This window comes from Enterococcus sp. 12C11_DIV0727 (genome assembly GCF_002148425.2).
GTDB lineage: Bacteria > Bacillota > Bacilli > Lactobacillales > Enterococcaceae > Enterococcus_L > Enterococcus_L lemimoniae.
On the sequence record NZ_CP147248.1, the window covers coordinates 1,921,584 to 1,940,905 of the forward strand.

Here is a 19,322-nt window from a genome sequence, read left to right on the forward strand (position 1 = left end):
ATTATTTTACTTTAAAACGGCGGAAAAAACTACCTCCTTTTACAGATTTCCCTTCTCTTATTGACAGAGACAGCAACACATGTTAAAGTCTTCAAAATACTTATTGAACGTACTACTTGTTCCAGCAAAATAGAGAGGATGATACCGTGAAACGTGAACATGTCAAAAATCTACCTAAAATCGAGCTACACTGTCATTTAGATGGATCAATCCGACCAGAGACTTTACGAGAGATAGCAGATGCACAAGGCATTGCTCTACCCAACGATCACGCACAATTAAAAGAGCTATTAATCGCACCTAAGGATTGTCAAAATTTAAATGATTATTTAGAGCGTTTTGATTTAGTTTTGGCTTGCCTTCAAACAGAAGCAGCGTTAAAAACAGCGGCAATCGACGTTATCAGTCAAGCAGCTGAAGAAAATATCCAGTATATCGAAGTTCGTTTTGCCCCGTCTCTTCACACTGAAAAAGGACTCTCTTTGCCAAAAGTGATCACGGCGGTTTTAGCAGGTCTTGAACAAGGACAGCAACAATTTGGTGTAAAAAGTAACGCTTTATTATGCGGCATGCGCCACGAAGAACTAAAGGAAATCGAAAAAATCGTCCAGTTAGCAGAAGCGTTTAAGAACAGCGGGGTTGCGGGATTCGATCTCGCTGGAAATGAGATTGATTTTCCGCCGTACACCTTTGAAGAAACGCTAGATTTAGTTAATCAACTGTCTATTCCACTAACGCTTCACGCTGGTGAATGCGGCTGCGGTAAAAATGTTGCCGATGCTATTCATCTGGGTGCCAAACGGATCGGACATGGCATTGCCTTAAAAGACACTCCAGAATATTTCTCTTTACTGCAAAAAGAAAACATCTTAATCGAAATGTGCCCTACTAGTAATTTCCAAACAAAAACCGTTACTCATCTAGCCGACTATCCTTTCAAAACGTTTCTAGAAGCTGGGATCAACATTTGTATCAACACAGATAATCGGACAGTTTCGGATACAACATTAACAGATGAGTTTATGAAACTTCATGAATGGTACGGTATTACTTATGCCGACATGGAACAATTGAGTCACAACGCTGTGAATGGTGCCTTTATTTCTGAAAGTGAAAAACAGCTTCTTCATGATCAATTGACGAATAGTTATTGATCGGTTCCAAAAAAAAAGGTAGAACGAACGTGCAAAACGTTCATTCTACCTTTTTTATTTCGTGGTTGAACTCTTACCATTTTCCCAGATACTATGTGGCTAGGGTGAAACTTGCAGTGTTATACCCTGTCACTTGATGATTCCTGTTTGATCAACACCAATAATCTGCCAATCATAAATTCTAGCCGTTTTTCCATTTTGTTCTGCTTTTTCTAGCGAAAGTTTCACATATCTTGCTTCAACTAAACCGATTGCATCACGGCTACTATTTTCAATATTGCCACGATGCTGAACAACGGTTGTCCAATTATTTCCATCACTACTTACAGAAATATCATAGTCTCTGGTATTCCATTCTGGACTTTCGCCACCTGCTCCTGCATGAAATAGTTCAAAACCAGCAATTGTTTTTACCGCTCCTAAATCAGCGATCATCCACGGCTGATCACTGCTGTTATCACACCATTTCGTTTTTACGTTGCCATCTAACACAAAGCGATAGCTTTCACTGTCATTCGTATAACCTGACCCTTGAGTAGCTGTCGTTGTTGGCAACGTAGATAGATTTTCTATTTTGATGCCTGTGCTTGGATCGTAAACATGGAGATAGTTTTCTTTAATCACTTCTGTTTCACCTGACGCATTCACTGCCGTTGCTTTTACGGTATAAACACCCGCTTGATCAAAAGAGAGTGACACTTCTTTCCCAGAAGCTGTTTGCGGTGTTGCACCGAGCACTTCCCAATTGACCGTTTCTGTCGATTTAGAAACAGTTGCAGATAACGTAAGTGTTTCCCCAGGTGCGATCAGTGTACTACTCGCATTAATGGCAATCTCTGGTTTTTTCAACGCTTCAAATGTGTAGACTGCTGACGCTCCTTTCTTTTGATCTTCTCGACCATAATGATCGACCGGAACCACGTGATAGCTATTATTTTCTGTTGAACGTGTTTGATTTAATATGGTATATGCTTGGTTAGCTGTTTCACCTTCAAATTGTAATTGACCGGCTACTTCCCGGTAAATACGATAAGAAGCCGTATTTTTCCCTTTGGAATCCCAGCTTATCCGAATACTTTCAGTTAAGTCATCGAGTACAGTTTTTCCAGAAAAAGTAACTTTACTGATAGCACTGACTGGTGTTGTTTTTTCCTTTCCAAGTTTTAATTGACCTAAATAAATCGTTGCTGGACCACTCTCACTATTTTTTAAATCCAACCCAACAGCTGTCACAGTTTGACAGTTTGCAGGCTTAAGTGAGTACGTTGTTTGAACCCAACCGTTTGCTAAAGTTTGCTGCTTTCCTTGGATCGTTAAGGGTTGTTCTTTGCCTTTTAATTCTAAAACTAGTGCAGCTTCATTTACTCCTTTTGTCACTACAGTTGCCGTGTCTGCTGCATTAACCTTAACTTGAGATGCGTATAATTTGATAAAGCTTGAGGTTTCGGCTGCCATTGCGCCGGATAACTTGATCGATGAACCACCATTAAAAGCATCTTCATAACTAATTGCTGCTTCTAGTTGATTTCCCTCTCCGTTATCAATGACCCAGCGATAGGTCGGCAAAACATCTTGAATACTACGATTGTTAAAGGTTCCTTCTTGGACTTTGCTTCCGTTTTGATAAAAAGCATCGCCATTGCCCACATTAAAATTTGTTAAAAATGGCAAGCTAGTTACGGGTGTTTTTTCTACATAATAACGAGAAACACCTTGCCACTCATTGCTGGAACTCACTACAGATCGAGGATTTCCTTGAGGATTTATCCAAAGTAGCTTTTCATTTTCCCAATAACGATCAATGTTATATTGTCCGCCATCACGCAACGTCCAATCTGGACAATACAGCCCTAAAGAAACCAGTGGTTGACCGTTTCCGCCTAAAATACTGCTTGGCTTCCGTCTACTATTGACGCCATTTGCCTGAACATCGATCCCAGCAAAAAGGTCGTAAGGATCACGTTTCAATTGCGTCGCTTTTTCTCGTGATCCAGCGAGTCCTTGCCAACGAAAATCAATAAACAGTTTATCGGAAACTCGTTTTTTCCCCTCCTGAAAATACCCTTGATTTTGCTCGTTTAAAGCTCCTTGCCAGTCAACATTGCCGTTTGGAAGCATGGAGTCATACCAAATAACTTGCTGATTTTTCGGTTTACGAGTCTGCAAATAACTCATAAATTCTTTCATGTCAGTGGCTGTTTGGGCATCAACATTGGTTTCTTGATTGATAAACCAGCCATCAAAACCATAAACCGTAGACATTTCTATTAATTTGTCTGCCATTGGGAATCTACCTTTTTGATCCTTTTGGACAAATTGGGTTACCCATTCACTTTTCCCACCATAGGCTTCTGGCGGAAAGAACACTGTCCCGACAACTGGTACACCATTTCGATGTGCAGAATCAGTAACGTCCCCACTTGGTGGTACGATGATCCCTTCACCTGAGGATCCTGCCCACGCAACAAGGGTGTCGATATATTGCCAATTAGTAAAGTTATAGACAGCTTTATCTGTTCCACCTTGAGACGGTGTTCCTTTTGTGTGACGATTGACAATTGCAATCGACAATACTTTAGCTTCTGTACTTTGATCAACATTTGTTTTCTTTCCTTGTACCCGAGTAACTAAAGGCACTTTAGACAGATTAAACGGTGCATCAGGATCGCTTTGAGGACTCCATTCTAACAATGTTTCAGGAAATAAAGCTGTTGATTCTGGCACTTGATCAAATAAAGGGATACTCGTTTCTTGACCGACTTTTAATTCTGATGGCTCTGCGGAAACAGTTGGTGTAAACAACAAATTTGTCCCTAACGTAATAGTCATTGCCGTGCAGCAGTAAAGTACACTTTTCCAAGTTTTTCTTTTCAACGAATGAACCTCCTTAGTTATTTGCCTAGAATTCCGGCATTTTTCATTCTTACAAAAAATGTTAACGCTTTCTTTATAACTTATAAATAGAGAAACTATAGCATTTATATCAAAAAGTATAGGTTTTCTTTGTGAAACGGAAAAAAAACAGCTGAAATAGTCTGCTTTACACATTTTATTACAGCTGTCTTTCTATTTAGTTTTTATGAAAATGAAAAGAAAATCCTTCCATTAGCTTGGTCAGTGCTATGATGACTTCTTTTTCAGTTTGTGCTCTAGGTTTATCACACCAAACTGCTAGAGCGGCACCTTTGACTTGTTTTTGATTTCCCAACGGAACCAGTTGTTCTGAAGAGAACAAGTTTGGCTGCCATTGTTGCTTTATTTTTGCTGCCGTCGGATAAGTATAACCAGCATTTTCACCTAGTACATAATAGAGATAATTATCATTGAAATTAACCACTGAATATCCTTCATCTAAAAAAGTTTGCAGTGGAGCCATTTCTTTTTGCCACTTTGTCCAATAAGTAATTTCGACGTCTTTAGTCAACGAGGATGTTTGGCTATTTCTAAAGAATGCATCGTTCCAGACTCTTGGGATAAAGCCGCGTGCTTTAACAAATGTTGCAACAGTGTTGACGTATGCTTCAACTTTTGTGATCCCTGAATCAGCCAAGGCTGGATATTGTTCCATTTGATCAAAATCAATAAATTCATCCGCCCCAATATGAAAGTAACGACTATCAGCAAAAAGTGTCATATATTCATCGTACAAAGAATGCGCAAATGCTACTGCTTCTTCATTTGTAATATCTAGCGCAGAAGGAACTTTACTCATTTTCTTTTGTGGTTCAGCTCTCGTTAATTGCCACTCTGGATGACCTTTCAACAAATGCTCCATATGCCCAGGTGTATCAATATCCGGAATAATCTCGATCGATAAATAGGCAGCATAATGAATCAATTCTTTTATTTCAGCTTTTGTCAGAAATTTTTCTGAAACAAGTTGAGGATATTTTTCTGATTCGATCCGAAATCCTGTATTTTCGGAAAAATGTAGCTGTATGAAATTAAAACCATGTAACGCCATGTGCTCTAAAAGCTGGCGCACCCCTGCAACTGAAAAATACTTTCTACCAATATCCAACATGATGATTCGTTCAGGTAAACAATCATGAAATTTTCCTGATTTAAGTTTAAGACCTGCTTTTACTTGCTGTGCTAAATACATCATGCCACGAAAAGCCAGCAATGGATTATTAGCTGAAACTACAATTGTCTCAGCTATTTTGATCACAAAGCTATCTTTTAATTCTGCCGAATAGTTCACAACAACTGCTGCTTGTTCAGGTGCCTCGACAAAATTAATTTGTTTAGCCAGGAACTTCTCGTATAGATAAGCTACCCTTTCTTTTTCTCCAACAAAAGCATTGTCAAAAAACACGTAAATTTCTTGTCTATCAAACCAGATTAAATTTTCGCTTCTGTTCATATCATGCACACTGTTCTTTGGCCAATAATAAGCAGCCCATCGTTCCACTATTTTCTTCTAAATCACACCCAACAATATAGTCTTCTAGCGGAGGTAACGCTACATAGTCTCCTAGCTGTTGCTTCAAGGACTCACGAATCATCGGAAAGAGTTGCGCTTGTTTCATTACGCCTCCACCTAAAATAATTTTTTCTGGCGAAAGGACCAATGTATAGTTCATCAATGCTTGAGCTAAGTAGAATGCTACAATCGCCCAAACGTCATGATCAGATGCTAATAATTGCCCTTTGATCCCTGTTCTTTTTTCTAAAGCAGGACCTGCAGCAAGCCCTTCTAAGCAATTATCATGGTATGGACAGGTACTTTCTAACGTATCATTTGGGTAACGTTGAACTGAAATATGCCCCATCTCAGGATGACTAAATCCTTGCAAGACGACTCCATTGACCACAGCACCACCACCGACACCTGTACCGACGGTTAAATAGATACAACTTTGAGTGTCTTTACCAGCGCCTAAATGCATTTCACCATAAGCTGCCGCATTAACATCCGTAGTCCAAGCAATCGGAATATCGTAACGTGCCTTTAATGCCCCTAAAAGATCGACATTTCGCCAACCGGGTTTCGGTGTTGAAGTAATATAGCCATACGTGCTTGATTTACGGTTGACATCAATTGGTCCAAACGAGCCTACACCTAAAGCTGTTAAGTCGTAGGAATCAAAAAAGGCAAAAACTTGTTCTAAGGTCGCTTCTGGTAGTGTTGTGGGCAGACTGATTCGCTCAATGATTTTTAGTTCCTCATCTGCTACCGCACAAACAAATTTTGTACCGCCCGCTTCGATCGATCCATAATACGCCATTTCAATCACTTCTCCTTCTTATCGGTCAAAACCTATCGTACGTATTTCATAAGCCTTTAACTCCTGTGCTACAGGTCCATTTTGTTTTTCTTCTAGCAAATTCAATACGATCGGTGCATCACTACCTGTTTTATTGATGCTCACTTCAGCCGTTTTCCCGCTCATATTGAATCCTCTAACAACTAGCATTTGATTGTCTTCACTATTCTTCACTGCTGTTACAGCAAATGTCGTGCCTTTAACCGTTAAATAAGTATCTTTGGCTTTTAGCTCACCTGAATGTTTAGTGGTTTGTTTCACACTAAAAGGAATTTGAGCTGCATAAGCTCGTTGATACGTTGCATATCTTTGCGCTTTTGCTCCATGAAAATCAATACCATATTCAAATGTATGCAGACCTAAACACTGTGCTTCTGGTGTCGGGAAGTAGCCCCAATCACCCATTTCTCCAACAGCGCGTATAAGCGTTAAGGCAATCGTATTCGCTTCAGGTAAAATTTCATATTCATTCAATCCAAAATTAGAAACAGTCACTCCAGATAGTTCATCATGAAGATTGACGAAAGCATGCTGGTGTTGAGGATTAGTTGGGTTCTCCCAACTTTTGCTCACTTTATTTGGTCGCGTCACGACTTCATATATGCTATCCGCTTCATGGGTCTCCGTTTTGATATCTGTCGGAAACAACATCCGTAGGCGGTGGTCTTTCATTTGATTATCCACTATTGTTTCAAAACGCAAATGAGCAGAATCTTTTTCCATCGTCACTATAGTTTCGATCGTTAACTCTTTTAAAACGGCTGAGCGTCCTGCTTTTCGGTAACGAAAATCAACAACAGCTTTTTGTTCTTTTTCTAATAGCTCGTCTGCTGATTGCGGAATCATCATACGTTGGCAGATCTTGATTTGAGTCATGAAGGATTCATCTTTTATAACCGAAACCTCAGCGGGGCATCCACTAGATAAAATTGGACCCGTTCCTTCTGGTTGTTTAAAAATATACTCATTCCCAATATCACCGACATTCTCAATCGTCAATAACTTGCTATAGTTTTTACCTGTTGCTTTGTCTAACACGTCCAATGTACCATCTTGATTAATCGTTACAGTCAAACAGCTATTTTCTAGTTGAAGATTTTCTAGCTTCTTAATCATCGATCCAACTTTTTTGACTTGTGTTGTCGTTTCCTGAAGCGCAAAAGTATTCCGAGAAAAAGCTAGCATTTTTGTGATCGGTAGCTCGATTTCGACATATTTAGCCATATAAGGAACTCTAAAACGGTCTTTTGGTAAATCATAACCAAAGCTCACTTCTGGTTGCGAGATCACAGCTGGAATAATTTCTCCTTGTATATCAACCACTTCAAACATTGGCGTATCGCTTTCAGCAAGACTTTTCCACAATTCATGGGGAATTCCCTCTTTGAACATTTTTCGCTCGATTTCCACTTTGACTTTTACAATGTCCGATTTTTCATAGCCAGACGTATTAAACACGACAAATGGATGACTGGTTTCAGCAAACACTTCTGTATCAACGGCTTCAACTAAATGTGTCAACGCCTCTTCAGCTATAAATTTTCCAACTTCATTGGCTTTTTCAAATCTCGGCATCATTTCCCGATGCACTTCATCTACCGAACAACCACAAATACTATCGTGAGGATGATTTTGTAATAGTAATTTCCAAGCGTATTCTAGCTGATCATGAGGATAATTTTGTGTCAACTCATAGGCCATAGCAGCTAAAGGTTCTGTTACATTTTCTAATTGTCGTTCTACTTTGGTATTCCATTGTTTTAAATAAACTCTTGCAGAAGCCGTATTTGCTAATGTAAACCAACCATCTGTTTCTTGGCTAGTCAGTTCTCCATGAACCGTCCCAACTTTTTCGGGTAAATCCTGACGCATATGTTGTAAATACTCATCAAAGTTCGAATGAATAAATTCATATTCTGGAAACAGCTCATTCGCTAACGCAATCGCCTTTGTCACATCTTTTTGAACAGGCTGATGATCTACACCATTCATCATCAGTAAGTGATCAGTCGAGGCAAATTTTTCAGCTTCCGCTAATTTTTGCGTCCAAAAGGCCAGTGCTGCTTCTTTTTCAGCGGGTATCTCATTGCCATTACTGTACCAATTCGCAAACAGTAAGCCTAACACGATACTACCGTCTGGTCCTTGCCACCACATTTCTGAATACTGAGAAGTATAATTTTCATCCTCAAGCACTTCGTTGTTAAAGCCAACTGGTTTTACTCCACGACCAAAAGCCGCTGCATCCAGCCCTGCTTGTTGCATCATTTGCGGTGTTTGTCCCATGTTTCCAAACGTATCAGGGAAATAGCCTAGTTTAACTGCTGGTCCCCATTTTTCGCTGTCTTTTTTGCCAATTAGCATGTTACGGACATTGGATTCAGAACTGATCAAAAAATCATCCTGCAAGATATAAAACGGACCAATCCGTAATTTTCCATCCGTAATCGCTTTTTGGACAGCTGATTTTTTTTCTGGTCTAACTTGCAAGTAATCATCTAAAATAATCGTTTGTCCGTCTAAATGAAAACTATTAAAATCCGGATCCGTTTCAGCTAATTCTAATACATCATCCAATAATTCAACCAAACGCATATGGTGTTGTTCATAAGGCATGTACCATTCACGATCCCAGTGAGAATGCGAGATGATATAAACTTTTTTCTTCATGATTTTACACTCCATTTCCTTTTTATCGTTCTACACGGATATCAAAGTAATCCATAACCAACTCGCAAAACATCATGTTTGCCCAAGAAAACCACTCGCGCGTGTAGTTTGACGGATCATCGACATCAAATCCTTCATGCATTAAATGGGTTCCGCCATCGTTTGCAACCAAAGAATTCAAAATTCGTTCTTTTTCTGTTTTATTCTCCGTGGTCATCCCTTCCATCGCCAGAGCAATCGGCCAAATATAATTTTCTGGGGTATGAGAGCTACCAATCCCTTTAGCGTATTTTCCTTCGTAAAAATAAGGATTTTCTTTACTTAAAATAGTTTTACGCGTCGCTTGGTACGTTCCATCATCGGCTGCTGTATAACCAAGATATGGCGCTGAAAGTAAATTAGGAATATTGCTGTCGTCCATAATACTACTATTTCCTAGGCCGTCTACTTCATATGCATAGACAGATTCGCCACCTTGATTAGTCGTTTTTCCGTAGCTTTGAATGCCCGTATCGATCTCTTTTCTAAGGGCTGAGGCCTGTTTGACTAATTCTGGATCAGAAAGCACCTCACTGAAAATCTCTTCGATATAGCCTAAAACGACCACTGCAAACATATTCGACGGAACTAAATAACCGTACCGACAGGCATCATCACTGGGACGGAAACCAGACCAAGTCATGCCCGTTTTTCCAACCTCACTACCGCGACCATTATTTGGAAGTGTATCTTCTAAACGTGTTGTATCTCGTTCAAATGTATAGGGCGAAAGTTGATGTTCCTGTTCTGTTGTAAAAACGGCTAGTATTTTTTTGACACCTGTAACAAAATGTTCATCAAACTGTTTTTGGCAACCAGTGTTTTTAAATAGTAAATACGCTAGCTGAACAGGATAACACAATGAATCGATTTCATATTTCCGCTCCCAGATCCACGGAGTCATTGTTGTGTGATCCGTTTGATGTCCTGCGCTATTCGGTGTTTCATTAAAGGCATTGGCATAAGGATCCATCGTGATATAAAAAAATTGGCGTTGAACCAACCCGCAAATCATGTTCTTAAGTTCTTCATCTTCTTTTGCAATCACTAAATATGGACGAACTTGTGCGGTCGAATCTCTCAACCACATGGCAGGAATATCGCCCGTCAGTAAAAATGTGGTGCCATCTGTTTGCTTTTTGACAGTCGTTGTTAGGGTATTGGCAAAAGCTGCGTTAAAATTCTCCGCCCAGCCAGCATGTTCTTCCCCACACAATTGCGTGATTTTATCCATAAACGTTTGGACAGAAGTAGGTATTTTAGTATAAGTCATAGTTGCCTCCTAATAGTTGATATATCATTTCACAACGAAAGTATATGCTAATGAAAGCGTTTTGTCTACTGTTTTTAGTAACATTTTAAAATTGAACTCTTTTTCCTTCTGTGGTAAACTAGCATTAATGATATATCATTTCACATTTAGGAGAATTCTAATGTCCAAACCACTATATAAAAAAATTACCGATGATTTATTACATGCAATCGAAACAGGTCAGTTAGCAGAAAATGCACAACTACCGACCGAAAAGGAACTCTCTCAAACCTACAATGTCAGCCGCATCACCTCGAAACGTGCTTTGACAGAATTGGAAAACCAAGGGTTGATTTATCGAATCCAAGGTAAAGGCAGCTATGTACAAAAACGTAAACCTAGAAAGAAAAAAGTTTCTCGTATCTTATTTTTGATCCCCTTTGTAAATGACCTTTCTCTTGGAAATTTTAATGAAGGGCTAGCACCCGTGACAAGTGAACATCATTACGAGGTCATCATGTCTTCTGCAGCGTTTTTGATCAATAAACAAGCAGCTGATATCATTGAAGACTTTGATGGCATGATCTACTATGCACACAATACTGAAGACTTTTTAGATACACTATTTGAACTGTCCATTCAGCAATTTCCAGTCATTATTTTAGATAAAAAAATCCATGACTTACCTTATCCAACAGTTCAGTCAGATAACTTTTCAGGTGGAGCTATGGCAACCAATTATTTGGCTGCCCAAGGTCATCAGCGAATCGCTTATATTTTTGGCGAACCAACCTTGCCGCAATCTGTACGACAACGCTATTTAGGCTACATCCATGCCACAAAAGAACAGCACTTATCTTTTCATACAGCATTAACGGATAAACAAGCTTTTTTAAATGCAGATGTGATTGCTTATCTCAAAGAAAATGAGATTACAGGCATCGTCTGCGAAAATGATCTAGTGGCGATTTCGTTAATAAATCAAGCGAAACGTGCAACGATTGATATACCAAATCAGTTATCCGTAATTGGATTTGATAATATCCAAGCAGCTTCACTAATCGATCCAACACTTACAACAATTGCCCAAGATTTCAAAGGTATGGGTAAGCTTGCTGGTACGATGCTGATTGAATGGATCGAAAACCTTGTGATCCCAACAGATCAACAAATCCCTGTAAAACAAATCATTCGACACTCAACAAAGGAGAATTAATTAAGTGAAACCAACACTAATCGACACTAGACATGGTACTGATAACCAACATTCTTTTTCAAATGGAAATTGTTTACCTTATACAGGTGTGCCATTTGGCATGAACTATTTTGCTCCGCAAACGAACGGAGATAACGGCAGCTGGTGGTTCAATCCTCGCGACCGAGTTTTTCAGGGCTTCCGTTTGACTCATCAACCAAGCCCTTGGATGGGCGACTTTAGTTATTTAGTGATGCAGCCCTTTAACGGCACACTAAAAGAAGCAACTGTTTTTCATGCACAGTCTTCTTACCGATCAGATGAAAGCGTTTTTAATCCAAGTCACTTAGAAATCACGGCACAACGTTATCAATCAACTTCCCGTTTGATTCCAAGTATGTATGGCGGTGTTTTAACAACAAAGTATACTCAAGCAGATGCCCGTCTTTTGCTTTCGTTACCAGGAAAATATCAGCTTATAGTTGAAAACGATCATTCCGTCTCCGGCACGATCATAAACTATGCAGGCTGTGAGGACAAAGACTTTTCTTTCTTTTTCACGATGCGTTTTAAACAACCCTTCACTTTTGAAGAACCTTTTGAAAAGAATGGGGAAAATGAGTGTCTTGCTTTTTCATTTGGTGATATTCAGGAACAAATGATTCAGTTTGGTACTTCTTTTATCAGTTTAGAGCAAGCCAATTTAAATTTATCTCGTGAATTAGATTGGCAGCCGGAAGATTACCTTACACAATCAGAAGATCAATGGGCACACTACCTAAATAAAATCGACATTCAGGATAAAAACCAACAACGTCGTTCAACTTTTTACCATAATCTATATCGTTCGTTTTTATTTCCGCAAACATTTTATGAAAAAGATTCTTATAACCAAATTATCCATTATGATACCTTAGCAAAAGAAGTAAAACCGGGATTTCTCTATACAAATAATGGTTTTTGGGATACTTATAAAACCGTTTATCCTTTGTACTCCTTGATTGCACAGGACAAATATGCTGAAATGCTAGAAGGTTTTTTAAATAGTTATCGAGAAAGTGGTTATTTGCCTAAATGGCTTTCGCCTGATGAACGAGGCCTGATGCCTGGGACACTGATCGATGCAGTGATTGCTGATGCCGCAGTTAAAAAAATTCGTCCTGATTTGATGCCAGAGTTCTTAGGCGCCATGATTAAAGGCGCAACGATCCAAAGTGAGAATTCTAATTATGGTAGACAAGGAACGAATGATTATTTGAGATACGGCTACGTCCCTGCTACTTATCATGAGTCTGTCAATCATACCTTAGATTATTGCTACAGTGATTTTTGTATCAGTCAAGTCGCTAAGACATTGAACGAAACGAGCATAACAGAACATTATGCGCAACAAGCTAAAAACTATCTAACTATTTTCGACCCTAACACAGGTTTCATGCGTGCTAAACTGATGGATGGTGCCTTTAAAGAACCCTTTAACTGTCATCGCTGGGGTGGCGATTATGCCGAAGGTAGTGCTTGGCAAAGTAGCTTTGCTGTTTATCATGATTTTAAAGGGTTGATCAAAGCTTTTGGTGGGCCAGAAAAATTTCAAAAAAAATTGATCAGTCTTTGTAATCAACCGCCCACATTTAATGTAGAAGGGTATGGATTTGAAATTCATGAAATGAGTGAAATGGCTGCTACTGAATTTGGGCAACTGGCGATTTCAAATCAACCAAGTTTCCATTTGCCTTATCTGTTTAGTTATCTTGGCAAACCGGAATTTGCTCAACCCTTGTTAAAACAATTAATGATCCAAGAATTCAATGATAGCCAAACTGGGTTCCCTGGCGATGAAGATAATGGCAGTATGGCCAGTTGGTATATTTTTAGTTCATTAGGGTTTTATCCTGTTTGTCCTGGTTCTGGAGAATATGTGATTGGAATGCCGCTATTCGATAAAGCCATTATTCATTTGTCGAATGGTGAAACATTGACCGTTACGGCCAGTCCAAACCATGAGCAACAGCAATTTGTCGACCAGATTCGCTATAACGGTGCTCTTCATAAGCGTTTAGTTTTTGATCACAAATCATTGATGGAAGGTGGACTGATCGACTTTACGTTGGGAATTGTACCTAGACCGAAAAATTATGAAGCTGACCAGCTTCCATTTAGTATTTGATCACTAAAAAAGCGGATTGGCCGCAACAAAACAGCCAGTCCGCTTTTTCATTCTTCTCCTACTGAATCGTAATGATGCTTATATTTTTCTCGAAACTCTTTAGGTGTCAAATCGTTCATCTTTTTGAAGATCTGCGAGAAGTACGTGCTATTATTAAAGCCAATTTTATCAGCAATTTCATTCACATTATCATCTGTGTATAACAATAAATTTTGGGCTTTTTTCATACGGTATTGATTCAAATATTGAGAAAAGCTCTTTTTTGTTTCTTTCTTAAATAGTTGCCCTAAATACATCACATTAAGATGCAAAGATTGCGCTACGCATTTCAACGTCAATTCACTTGTATAGTCTGAACGGATTTTATCGATCACATTTTGGACATTTTCAGAATAATCGTAGGCGATCTTTTCCCGGGTGATTTGTTTGACTGTATTCGATAGGATTTCACGTAGTTTATCCACATTTGAGGAGTGATTAATATCATCCAGTATCTGTTGATATTCCCCTTCATCCAAATGATTGAAACGCCGATAAATATCCATGAATAGCATAAATGTAATGTGTCGGACATCTTCTGGCCGTGCACCGATTTTTTGAGTTTTAGAAAAAATTTCAGCGATCGTTGTCTCGATCGTAGTGAAATCCCCCACCATCAATGTTTTATTAAAGTTAATAATATCTGCCGAAAGATCAAAGTCATCTGAAAAAACCGAATAGAGTAAGTTTTTACCGCCTGCTTCATAAAATTTGTAACGCTGCAATGTTTGATTTGCCTTTTCATAACTATCCGGGACATCTTCCCAATCACTGACTGTTTCCCCTACACTGATCAGCCAGCTGTCATCTTCTTCGATTTGCAGCGGATTTGCTGCTAGAAGTTGATTCAAGTGATACTTACCACCTTTAAAGATATGTACAAGCAAACTTTTATCACCTAAATTTCGTGAAAAAAATAAGGATTGTTGCTGTTCTTCCAGCCATTTTACGACTTGCGCTTTTTTCTCGCGTGTGACTTCTACTAGTAAGACCGTCCAATCCGATTTTTCCGCAGTGTTGACTAGCTGATCAAGTTCTTCAAAGTTATCTTTATCAATTTCACCATTTACCCATTGTGACAATAAAATTTCGCTGTATAAACCATTCCTAGTTTCTTGTTGATTCCGATTGTCTAAACGTTTTTTTGCTTTCCGGACACTTTTTAAAAGCTCTAGTTTATCTACTGGTTTCATCAAATAATTAATAGCCCCAAGCTGTAATCCGCCCTTTAAAAAATCAAATTTCTGGTAACCAGAAAGAATCATAAATTCAAACTGCCTCGCTTCTTTTTGAGCAGCTTCAATAAACTCTAATCCTGTCATTTCCGGCATCGTAATATCCGTTATCACAAGATCAATCGATTCCAGCTCCATCAAGGTCAATGCTTCTTTAGCATTTCGAGCTGTCCCTTTGATGGTAAAACCTTCCTCTTCCCATGAAATAATTTTTTTCAACCCATTAACGATCATATATTCATCATCAACTAGCAAAACATTATACTTCATTATCTCGCTCCTTTATTGTGAACTAGTCTGACTATTGTTATACCTGATTTCGATTTTAGAAAAGGAATCGTCAAATGAAAGTTCAATAGCGATTCCTTTGGTTTCATTTGGCCTAATTGTCATCAAAAAACTTGGGTCAAAATAAGCACGCAGACGTTCATTCACATTTTGTAACCCGATCGAACCATGTAATTCGATTTGTTCACTTTGCAATTTCGTTTCAATCAAAGCTAGTTTTTGAGGTGAAATCCCCTTCCCGTTATCACGAATCAAAATCTTCACTTGATCATTACTTAAATGTGCTTTAACACTGATTGCATTGTCATTTCGCGAAAAATCGATACCATGAACAAAATAATTTTCAATCAATGGTTGTATGGAAAATTTAGGTAAAACTAGTTTCTTCAATGCGTCATCGATTTCAAAATGATAAGCGATTCGGTCTGGATATCTCATTTGATACAGATATACATATTTCTCACAGAAACTTAGCTCTTTTTCCAGAGTCGTCGTTTTAGCTTGATCCGTATTATTACGCAGTAAGGTTGAAAAAGCATAGACTACATCCGCTAATTCTTCACTGCCTTCACTTAATGCATACATACGAATATACTCTAAGGTGTTGTATAAAAAATGTGGGCTGATTTGAGATTGTAGCGCTCGCATATGAGCATCTTGCTGTTTGATCTCTAATTTATAAATGTCGGCGATATATTGCTCAATATTATCCAACATCGTATTGATCCCCTTTGAGAGCTCTCTCAGTTCAAACTGCGTCTCCTGTTCATTGATTCGTGTATTTAGATCGCCTTTAGTGACAAGTGCCATTGAGTCCATAATAATATCAACTTGCTGTGAATACTTTGTAAAGGTTCGATACAACAAATACAGCAATAACAAAATCAAGCCTAAGCCGCCTATCAATAGAATGCGCAAATCAAAAAAGACATGTGTGAGGATCTGCTGCTTAGATACAGTTACCAAAATATCAAAACCGCTCGTTGTTTGCAGATGTTCCAACAGATTAGTTTGGGCCAACGTTTGAATCGGTAATAGTGAAGTTTCTTTCATTTTTTGTTGGATCAACTGCTGGTCTAAGGTGTTACTTTTTTCTGTATAAGTTAATAATTGGTAGCCCGTACTTGAAAAAACATAGGCTGACAAGCCATCAAACGTCGTTAAGTGAGTTAAACTATCAATAATATCTTTTTGAGAAAATTCGACATAAAAACTGCCTAGAACTTCTAGCGTTACTGGATTTGTAATAGGATAGGCTAAATAAAATTTGTTATTTAAACGAGGGGTTCCACTGATTTTTTTACCACTCTTATCATCTGAGGTAGAAAGATAGTAATCATTGTAATTATTCAACACCATAATGATCGATTCTATATTGTCATACATCGTGTAAAAATTTTTCACTTGACCTGGTAAAAATAAATAGTTGCCCGTTGCTAATTGTTGATCGTAAGAATAATTCAAATAATTAGAAATTGGCTCGTCCATATAACGATTCAAATTGTTGATCTTCTCTTGATTATCAGTCAACCCGTTTAACATTGTCTTCCCTTGAATATTTTTATCATTGATCGAGCGAGCAATCGTATCGACTGCTTCTTGCGCCGTGATTTCCCCTCTTCCCATCGATTGCCAATAGGTATTCATTCCAATACTGACCATGCCAATCAAGATCAGTGTAACCAAAATCAACGCATAATTTTTCAGTAATCGGTTTAGTAATGTTTTATCATTAAAGGAAGAGGGTTTCTTTTTACGCATGAAGTTCCAATCGTTGATCGATCGTTTGCCGCCATGATTTTGTCGCTGTAAAGCTCCATATTTGGATCATAGAAACCGTGCCGAATAGAATCAATCCTTTGAATTTCCACGTAATAAATACAATCAAACTTACGCTAATCGCTATTTTCAATAAATTCGTAAAATTAGATAATGTCGAAATAAACGCCAGTTTCAACAAATTTTTTAAACCGATTTCATAATAGCTATCTAATAACAATGTGTATTGATACGTAACAATCCCATAAATCATTGCAAAAACTAACAGAAAATCGATCATTAAAAAAGCAATTCCCTGAATTTGTACAGATAAAAATAAATTGTACGCCAATATACTTAATAACAAGCCCAATCCATAAAAAAGCAGATTTCCTCTTACAAAGTTCTTTTTAAAAGTGTTCCAGCCGTCCTTCAAAGTGATTTCTTTATAATTGAACTCGTGACTGACAAATAATTCATTGACTGTTTTCAAGGCTGGACCCACGCCTGCGACAATCAAACCGCAACAGCTGAACAGCCAAAAGAATAGATTCAATTTTACGATGACCCAAACTTTAATGAATAACGTTTCTAACGCTTTTCCAACCATCTAACTCTTCCTTTCTCTCTCTAATTAGTATAATAAATAACTATGGCTGATATGCCAAATAAAAAACTGCTGCTTATAATATAACTACGCAGTTTAGTCAGAATATTATTTTTTTATAAAAGAACCAAGCAAAAACGATGTAGTATCGATTCACTTGGTCCCAAGGTCTATATCTGATTTATTTTTTCAAAAATTCATCGTATTGTTTTTGCATTTCAGTTAAGACTTTGTCATAACCAGCATTATCAAGTGCTTCTTTTAATTTAGGCACTGTCTCTTCTGGATCTACGGTTCCTGTGTTTAAACCATCTAAATATTGACTCATCACGTTGGCAATGTTACTCATTTCTGTTTTCACATTCGACGTTACAAAGTTAAAGCCTAAGATTGGTGATGTTTCTGCTTTAGCGATTGATTCATCACGCTCTTTGATCATATCTTCAGTGATCGTATCTTGTGTATATAAGATTTTGTTGTTACCAGTATTCCATGCTGGTAAATGCATGTTTGGTTTATAGCCATCTAACAGTTTGATTTTTCCATCTTTATCAGGAATTTTTTCCCACGCTTCGCCTTCAATTCCCCAGACTAAACCATTTAATAATTCTGGATCACTATTGATCTGACCTAAAACTTCCACTGCTTTTTCTTTGTTTTTAGACGTATTTGAGACTACAAAGTTAGCCATTCTTGCTTGATCACTTGATTTCAAGGCTTTAGTAAATGCTGTAGACACTAATTCTTGGCCTGCCGCATTACTTAAAATCGTATCACCATAATCGTAAGGTCCTTGTGTCTCTTGACGAATGAACCAAGTATTTCCTTCTAATGGAAACTCTGTGTTGCTTGTTGCTGCATCTGATGGGATGTAACCTGCTTGATACCATTTATGCATTGTTTTTAAGACATCCATAAAGTCTTTGTTTTCGTATTGGTTGATGATCTTTTTAGTATCGCCATTTAGATCGACAGCAAATGGATAGTCGTTTCCAATTGGGAAATCAAAATCACCTTGCGCTTTAAACCCTTGACCAATCGCAAAGGCCGCAATATTCGGTTCTTTTTCATGGAAGGTTTTTAAGACACTTTCCGCATCTTTGTAGGTTTTAATGTCATCAATCGATAAATTATATTTATCTAAATATTGCTTATTAAACGTCAACACTTGTTGCGAATAAACATTACCATTGACTGGAAAGGCATATAGTTTTCCGTCAACTAAGTTCCCTTTGATATACGCTTCATCTAATTGCTCATAGGCATCCTTAGCAAACTTAGGTGCTAGTTCAGTTAAATCCGCAAAGGCTCCTTTTTGTGCATTTGGTACATAACTATCTGCAAATGCAATATCATAATTTTCACCAGAGGACACAATAACGCTCATTTTTTTCTTGTAATCGCCCCATCCAATATATTGGATATTTAGTTTAGCCCCTGTTTTCTCTTCGATTCTCTTATTGGCAACTTCCATCAACGCATCATAATTCTCAGGCTTATCACCGATTTGATACATCAATAACGTACCTTCATCTGCTTTTTTACTACTGCCAGCAGTCTTTTTTTTACTGCCTCCGCCACATGCTGTCAACGCAACTAAAAGAACAACTGCTGTACTTAAACCGACTACTTTTTTCCACGTCTTCAT

At 38.1% G+C, this 19,322-nt stretch carries 12 protein-coding genes; 3 read left to right on the forward strand and 9 right to left on the reverse strand.

Annotation, left to right across the window (positions count from 1 at the left end; translation table 11 throughout):
* Positions 1 to 146: 146 nt before the first annotated feature.
* A complete protein-coding gene (add, locus tag A5866_RS09250) occupies positions 147 to 1,154 on the forward strand; it encodes an adenosine deaminase (RefSeq protein ID WP_086278190.1) in 1,008 nt (335 codons plus the stop codon).
* 129 nt (positions 1,155 to 1,283) lie between these two features.
* Here the strand turns inward: add and A5866_RS09255 are convergent, their stop codons facing one another.
* The 5 genes from A5866_RS09255 to A5866_RS09275 all read right to left on the reverse strand — a co-directional run bounded on the left by A5866_RS09255 (position 1,284) and on the right by A5866_RS09275 (position 10,406).
* Positions 1,284 to 4,028, reverse strand: coding sequence for an endo-beta-N-acetylglucosaminidase (locus tag A5866_RS09255; RefSeq protein WP_086443723.1), 2,745 nt, complete (start codon positions 4,026 to 4,028; stop codon positions 1,284 to 1,286).
* Between the two features lie 196 nt (positions 4,029 to 4,224).
* Entirely contained in the window at positions 4,225 to 5,520 is a 1,296-nt protein-coding gene (locus tag A5866_RS09260; protein ID WP_086443722.1) for a family 20 glycosylhydrolase, read from the reverse strand.
* Position 5,521: 1 nt separating this feature from the next.
* Positions 5,522 to 6,385, reverse strand: a complete 864-nt coding sequence (locus A5866_RS09265) for an ROK family protein (RefSeq protein ID WP_086443721.1) — start codon at positions 6,383 to 6,385, stop codon at positions 5,522 to 5,524.
* A gap of 18 nt (positions 6,386 to 6,403) precedes the next feature.
* The gene (locus A5866_RS09270) at positions 6,404 to 9,094 is read right to left on the reverse strand and encodes an alpha-mannosidase (protein WP_086443720.1); all 2,691 of its coding nucleotides are present in this window, start codon (positions 9,092 to 9,094) and stop codon (positions 6,404 to 6,406) included.
* Positions 9,095 to 9,116: 22 nt separating this feature from the next.
* The gene (locus A5866_RS09275) at positions 9,117 to 10,406 is read right to left on the reverse strand and encodes a glycoside hydrolase family 125 protein (RefSeq protein WP_086443719.1); all 1,290 of its coding nucleotides are present in this window, start codon (positions 10,404 to 10,406) and stop codon (positions 9,117 to 9,119) included.
* Positions 10,407 to 10,566: 160 nt separating this feature from the next.
* On the opposite strand from A5866_RS09275, the gene A5866_RS09280 reads away from it, so the two are divergent.
* Positions 10,567 to 11,601: a GntR family transcriptional regulator gene (locus A5866_RS09280; RefSeq protein ID WP_086278177.1), complete on the forward strand. Its 1,035-nt coding sequence runs from the start codon at positions 10,567 to 10,569 to the stop codon at positions 11,599 to 11,601.
* Between the two features lie 4 nt (positions 11,602 to 11,605).
* The gene (locus A5866_RS09285) at positions 11,606 to 13,747 is read left to right on the forward strand and encodes a GH92 family glycosyl hydrolase (protein WP_086443718.1); all 2,142 of its coding nucleotides are present in this window, start codon (positions 11,606 to 11,608) and stop codon (positions 13,745 to 13,747) included.
* Positions 13,748 to 13,794: 47 nt separating this feature from the next.
* Here A5866_RS09285 and A5866_RS09290 read toward each other — a convergent pair whose 3' ends face one another.
* From A5866_RS09290 to A5866_RS09305, 4 genes are all read right to left on the reverse strand, one after another.
* Positions 13,795 to 15,291 (reverse strand): response regulator transcription factor, encoded by a 1,497-nt coding sequence (locus A5866_RS09290; protein WP_086278172.1) that lies wholly within the window; start codon positions 15,289 to 15,291, stop codon positions 13,795 to 13,797.
* 12 nt (positions 15,292 to 15,303) lie between these two features.
* Positions 15,304 to 17,070, reverse strand: coding sequence for a sensor histidine kinase (locus A5866_RS09295; protein WP_086443717.1), 1,767 nt, complete (start codon positions 17,068 to 17,070; stop codon positions 15,304 to 15,306).
* Positions 17,063 to 17,677 (reverse strand): YesL family protein, encoded by a 615-nt coding sequence (locus A5866_RS09300; protein ID WP_086443716.1) that lies wholly within the window; start codon positions 17,675 to 17,677, stop codon positions 17,063 to 17,065. The genes A5866_RS09295 and A5866_RS09300 overlap by 8 nt, the downstream gene beginning before the upstream one ends.
* 178 nt (positions 17,678 to 17,855) lie before the next feature.
* Positions 17,856 to 19,322: an ABC transporter substrate-binding protein gene (locus A5866_RS09305; protein ID WP_086443715.1), complete on the reverse strand. Its 1,467-nt coding sequence runs from the start codon at positions 19,320 to 19,322 to the stop codon at positions 17,856 to 17,858.

Coding starts and splice junctions, on each gene's coding strand:
- A5866_RS09260 (WP_086443722.1), bottom strand. CDS start 5,520: ATGAACAGAAGCGAAAATTTAATCTGGTTTGATAGACAAGAAATTTAC.
- A5866_RS09265 (WP_086443721.1), bottom strand. CDS start 6,385: ATGGCGTATTATGGATCGATCGAAGCGGGCGGTACAAAATTTGTTTGT.
- A5866_RS09270 (WP_086443720.1), bottom strand. CDS start 9,094: ATGAAGAAAAAAGTTTATATCATCTCGCATTCTCACTGGGATCGTGAA.
- A5866_RS09275 (WP_086443719.1), bottom strand. CDS start 10,406: ATGACTTATACTAAAATACCTACTTCTGTCCAAACGTTTATGGATAAA.
- A5866_RS09280 (WP_086278177.1), top strand. CDS start 10,567: ATGTCCAAACCACTATATAAAAAAATTACCGATGATTTATTACATGCA.
- A5866_RS09290 (WP_086278172.1), bottom strand. CDS start 15,291: ATGAAGTATAATGTTTTGCTAGTTGATGATGAATATATGATCGTTAAT.
- A5866_RS09295 (WP_086443717.1), bottom strand. CDS start 17,070: ATGCGTAAAAAGAAACCCTCTTCCTTTAATGATAAAACATTACTAAAC.
- A5866_RS09300 (WP_086443716.1), bottom strand. CDS start 17,677: ATGGTTGGAAAAGCGTTAGAAACGTTATTCATTAAAGTTTGGGTCATC.
- A5866_RS09305 (WP_086443715.1), bottom strand. CDS start 19,322: ATGAAGACGTGGAAAAAAGTAGTCGGTTTAAGTACAGCAGTTGTTCTT.